This window comes from Pseudoalteromonas sp. Z1A6, from assembly GCF_011378745.1.
GTDB lineage: Bacteria > Pseudomonadota > Gammaproteobacteria > Enterobacterales > Alteromonadaceae > Pseudoalteromonas > Pseudoalteromonas arctica.
The window spans coordinates 1-4,232 of the sequence record NZ_WTKW01000350.1 but is presented as its reverse complement, the minus strand read 5'-3'; the positions used below and the strand labels follow the sequence as shown (position 1 = coordinate 4,232).

Here is a 4,232-nt window from a genome sequence, read left to right as displayed (position 1 = left end):
TTTTTTTGTTGGGGCTGCTTTTTGCTTTTCAGCCTGTGGTATAAACAGTACTAATTGAGTACCAGGCTTTAAAATGCTCGATGCAGAGAGTTTGTTCCATTTTGCCAAGTCGCTATGGGGTACATCGTAAAGCTGACTTATACTCCAAAGGCTATCGCCCGACTTAACTTCGTAATCTATTTCAATGGTGGGAATCGCAATCTCTTGGTGTTCTAAATAAGGGCTAATTTTGTAATCAACTGTTAATGTGCTTGGCAGGGTTTTAGGTTGTCCAACTAATAACTTTTCTCCAACGCCTATTAAATTATTATTTTTGTTATTAAGTTGTTTTAAAGCTTTTACCGACATACTAAAACGTCTAGCAATACCGTAAAGCGTGTCGTTTTGTTTAACGATGTACTCTCCAGCAAAGTTTGATTTAAAAAACTGACTTTTTAATAAGACCTCTTGCCCTATAGGCAGCAGTAAAGTATGCGGCCCGTTAGGTGAGCTTTGATTTTTTAAATATCCCTGATTAATCGCGTGTAACTGCTTTGAACCTATACCAGAGAGCTTAGCGATGACTGAAAAGTCGAACTGCTGGCCTATATTCATCTGTGTTGTAAATGGCTTATATGCAAGCTTTGGGCATTTAATGCCCTTTTGTGGGTGCTTAACTAAATAGCTTAAAGCGAGTAACTTGGGTACGTAGTCGGCAGTTTCTTTTGGCAGACTGAGTGACCAGTAATCGGTGCTTTTACCGCGTTTTTTGTTTTTTTCGATTGCGCGTTTAACGCGGCCCTCACCACTGTTATAAGCAGCCAAAGCATGTAGCCAATTACCATCAAAGCGTTTATGTAAGTAGCTTAAGTAATCAAGTGCAGCATCGGTTGAAGCAAGTACGTCTTGGCGACCGTCGTACCATTGGTCTGACTTAACTCCAAAGTGATGCGCTGTTGCGCCAACTAACTGCCAAACACCAACAGCTTGCTGTGATGAGGCTATCGTTGGTCTAAAATCGCTTTCTACAAATGGTAGTAAAGCGAGCTCCATAGGTAGTTGCTTTTGCTCAATTTTTTTTACGATATGATACAGGTAAGGCGCTGCGCGTTTACTCACAGTTTGTAAGTAGTTAGGTTGCTTTGCGTACCAGCTGATACGCTTTTTTAACGCGCGATTTTGATAAACCGTAAAGTGTAGATTGTTGGCTATATGCACCCACAGATCGGTGGTTTTTGGTGGGCGCTTTTTTACGATTGTTTTTTTGAATTGAAGTGGCGTAACGTGCTCACTAACTTGGGGCGTTTGAGCTACTTCATCATCAATATCATAAGTATAGTCAGGCTCAAAATGAGTAAATATTTGTGGAGCTTCTTGTGGTTCTTGCTCCGTTGATTGACAACCAAATAACAAAATACCCAAACAACATAAAACCAAACTGCGCATAGTGATCACTTTTGTGAATTCCTTTTATTATTTTAACACAATCCGTTGTGTTGAGTTATTCTGCGCTTTTTGCGCGATTTAGGCCAGCTTGTAAAAAGAAGTTGCTCGATTTTATATTAAGCGCTTCTTGTTTATAAGGCTCAATAACTGATTCAGGAAACGACAGCATTAACTGCTCAATACTTTGATCTTTATTGTTTTTAACGTGCTCTGTTATGGCTGTTAAAAATGATAGAGGCTGTTTCAGCTGCTCTTTTGTTAATGTACCGCCGTGCCCAGGTAAAATAATAGTGAGCTTTTCGTCGTTAATATATTGCTTAAGCAACGTTTGCCAACTTTTAAGTTCACCGTGTCCAGGGTAAGGAAGCCAGTCAACGATATCGCCACCAATCAGCACACTGCCATTATTAGTAGTAATAGTTAAATCACCGTTAGTATGGGCTTGCTGCGGCTCAATGGTTATCTCAAAACTACCAAGGTCGATAGTTTTATGATTATCGATTATTATTTTTGGTTCGCCAAGTTGATATTCTTGCCAGCGAAAAAGTCGTTTTTTTGCAAGCTCTAACTTATTTCGCCATTTAGCTTGCTCTTCTTTGGGCACATTCGCTAATCGTTGGTAGCTCAGCTCAATGCTCTTTTCATACGTGTCTAGCTTGTCGGTATATGCTGTTTGATAAAGGTTAAAATTTTTATTTACCTGCTGATGAACAATGAGCTTGGCATCAGGATAAAAATTTTGCATAACCGCCATACCTAGCAAGTGATCGTCATGGTAGTGGGTAGCCACTAAATAGCATAAGGGTGTTTTAAGGCGGTTCTTTAAATCTTCAGCAAGTTGTTCAACTGCAGCAAAATTGGCGCTCGTATCAACAAGTAGGGCACATTTCTCGCCTTCAATTAACATTTGGTTAGAGTCGTAAAAGCGAAGCTTGTCTTGTTGCTTTAAAAACTGAATATGAGGGTTTATTGTATTCCAAGTGACGGCAGCATAGGTGCTAGGTACTATTGATAATAAAGTGCATGCTAATAGTAAGTGCTTACATGAAGAGGCTATGTTTGAAAGTTTTAACTTCATTTATTATCTCTACGCTGATGTTTAATTACTTTAATAATAAACAAAAAGCGCAGTATGCGCTTTTTATTTTTGGTGTTTGGGGTCATTTGCCAAATGCTGACTGAGTTTATCAATCATTTGGTCTTGATGCTGTTGCTCAACTGTAGCCTGTGTTTTTGCTTCTAGCAATTCGTGGCTTAAGTTTAATGCTGCCATTAGTAGGGCTTTTTGATCGTTTCTAACGGTTGAGCGTTGCTTCATTTGCTCAACTAAGTCATTTAGATTTTTAGCTGCTGCTATTAATGCATCTTCCTGCCCTTCAGGGCAAGCAAATTGCTGCTCTTTACCTAGCAACTCAACAGTGACCCGCTGGTTTTGCAGCTCAGACATTAGCTAGCCTGTTGTGCGCTTTGTAACTTATCAAGAAGACCAGATAAAGTAGTGCTGGCATCTTTTTGCTTTTCTTCATTTTCTAAAGCTTCAAGTTGTAGCAATTCGTTGTCATCGCTTAGTTTAGTGTTCTGTTCTTTTAAAGTAACAACATCTGTTTGTAATTGGTTATTACGTTCGATTAAAGAATCGATCAGTTGTTCGAGTTGTTGAAGAGTAGTGTTATTCATAAAGGCGCTCATATAACTGTAATTAATGTCATGCAAATGTAAAGCAAAGTGTGTTGATTTGCCAGCATTTACGGTGGTTTTAGCTGATTTTTCTTTTGCGTTAAGGGATAATTCAGCATATGGGCTTTTTCATTCAGAAATGGTTCACTTAAACACTCTCTTATCTTGGTGTAAGTTGCCAAAGCCTAGTGCTTATGGTTCACTTACGATATTAAATTGCGTATGGCGAAAATAAATAATGCTTAGTTACAGACACTCATTTCATGCGGGTAATCCTGCCGATGTACTTAAACACTTAGTACTGGCACAAGTGCTAAATTATCAAACAATTAAAGATAAACCGCTTGATTATATAGACACACATTCAGGTGCTGGCTTTTTTGAACTTGCAGCTGCCGATGCGCAAAAAACGCAAGAGTATCAAGATGGTATTGAAAAACTTTGGCATCATAAAAGTGAGCATGCTGAGCTTAATGAATACATTGAATTAATTAAGTCATTTAACGACACTGACGAACTTGCGTTTTATCCAGGTTCACCAAAAATTGCAGAGCACTACTTACGCCGCCAAGATAAGGGTTGGTTTTTTGAACTGCACCCGCGCGATTTATTATTACTTGAAGAAAACATGCAAGGTAAGCGATCTATTCGTGTACGTGGAGAGGATGGTTTTGCAGGCTTAGTTGGTTTGTTACCACCAGCATCTCGCAGAGCGTGTGTATTAATTGATCCTCCATACGAAATTAAAGATGACTACGAAACGGTTGTAAAAACCTTAGTTAAAGCTCATCAGCGCTTTGCTACAGGTACTTACATGATTTGGTATCCGGTTGTTGATAGAGAACGCATTGATAATATGGAGCAGGGCTTAATTGATTCAGGAATGCGCAACATTCAGTTATTTGAATTAGGCACTGAAGCCGATACTGATGTACACGGTATGACAGCATCGGGCATGATTGTAATTAATCCTCCATGGAAGCTAAAGCAAACAATGGATGCAATAATGCCTGAGCTTGTTGGTTTGTTAAGTGAGCCAAGTGGTTTTTACCGAAGTGAACAACTCGTTGATGAGTAACTTTAAATAGCGCTTATAACGAATAATAAAATGCCCAGCTTTGCTGGGCATT

General features: G+C 39.1%; 5 protein-coding genes. 1 reads left to right on the top strand and 4 read right to left on the bottom strand.

The genetic code is table 11. The features are described 5' to 3' along the window. The 4 genes from GQR46_RS16860 to GQR46_RS16845 form a co-directional block, all read right to left on the bottom strand. A partial coding sequence (locus tag GQR46_RS16860; protein ID WP_165741620.1) for a LysM peptidoglycan-binding domain-containing protein occupies nucleotides 1-1,425 on the bottom strand: 1,425 nt, incomplete at its 3' end. 55 nt (nucleotides 1,426-1,480) lie between these two features. Continuing rightward, nucleotides 1,481-2,503, bottom strand: coding sequence for an MBL fold metallo-hydrolase (locus GQR46_RS16855; protein ID WP_165741618.1), 1,023 nt, complete (start codon nucleotides 2,501-2,503; stop codon nucleotides 1,481-1,483). Between the two features lie 63 nt (nucleotides 2,504-2,566). Further along, complete coding sequence (locus GQR46_RS16850) at nucleotides 2,567-2,872, bottom strand: cell division protein ZapA (RefSeq protein ID WP_007586447.1); 306 nt, start codon at nucleotides 2,870-2,872, stop codon at nucleotides 2,567-2,569. Then, a complete protein-coding gene (locus GQR46_RS16845; protein ID WP_007586448.1) occupies nucleotides 2,872-3,102 on the bottom strand; it encodes a hypothetical protein in 231 nt (76 codons plus the stop codon). Before GQR46_RS16845 ends, GQR46_RS16850 begins: the two co-directional genes overlap by 1 nt. 238 nt (nucleotides 3,103-3,340) lie before the next feature. Here GQR46_RS16845 and rlmJ point away from each other — a divergent pair, with 238 nt between their 5' ends. Beyond that, nucleotides 3,341-4,180 (top strand): 23S rRNA (adenine(2030)-N(6))-methyltransferase RlmJ, encoded by an 840-nt coding sequence (rlmJ, locus tag GQR46_RS16840; protein ID WP_121953748.1) that lies wholly within the window; start codon nucleotides 3,341-3,343, stop codon nucleotides 4,178-4,180. The last annotated feature ends 52 nt before the right edge of the window (nucleotides 4,181-4,232 follow it).

Excerpts from the sequence above, each read along its gene's own strand:
- GQR46_RS16855 (WP_165741618.1), bottom strand. The coding sequence starts at position 2,503 with ATGAAGTTAAAACTTTCAAACATAGCCTCTTCATGTAAGCACTTACTA.
- GQR46_RS16850 (WP_007586447.1), bottom strand. The coding sequence starts at position 2,872 with ATGTCTGAGCTGCAAAACCAGCGGGTCACTGTTGAGTTGCTAGGTAAA.
- GQR46_RS16845 (WP_007586448.1), bottom strand. The coding sequence starts at position 3,102 with ATGAATAACACTACTCTTCAACAACTCGAACAACTGATCGATTCTTTA.
- rlmJ (WP_121953748.1), top strand. The coding sequence starts at position 3,341 with ATGCTTAGTTACAGACACTCATTTCATGCGGGTAATCCTGCCGATGTA.